This is a genomic window from Robertmurraya sp. DFI.2.37, assembly GCF_029211245.1.
In the GTDB taxonomy this organism is placed as follows: domain Bacteria; phylum Bacillota; class Bacilli; order Bacillales; family Cytobacillaceae; genus Robertmurraya; species Robertmurraya methanolica_A.
In genome coordinates, this window is the sequence record NZ_JARGEJ010000700.1 from 1 (window position 1) to 295 (window position 295).

The window sequence follows — 295 nt, forward strand, 5'->3', positions numbered from 1 at the left end:
AAACAATCCTACGCCCTAGCTTTACCTTTAACGTTTGCCTTTTCGGCACTGTTATTCCTAAATATGCACAAACAAGCGGGCGCACGAACCATTCAAGGGATATGAATACGTAGTGGAGAAAGGAGTTGTTCATTTTGGGCAGAAGGCGTGGAATGATGTCAGAGCAGTTTAAAGAAGAACTGGCTAAAGAGCTTGGTTTTTATGATGTTGTCCAAAAGGAGGGCTGGGGCGGAATTCGCGCAAAAGATGCTGGAAATATGGTAAAAAGAGCGATAGAAATTGCTGAACAGCAATT

General features: G+C 43.1%; 1 protein-coding gene. It reads left to right on the plus strand.

Annotated features, from left to right (window positions below; all coding sequences use genetic code 11):
• Positions 1-134: 134 nt before the first annotated feature.
• Positions 135-295 (plus strand): small, acid-soluble spore protein, alpha/beta type (locus tag PZE06_RS28280; RefSeq protein ID WP_275792438.1); only part of this gene is annotated, 161 nt, incomplete at its 3' end.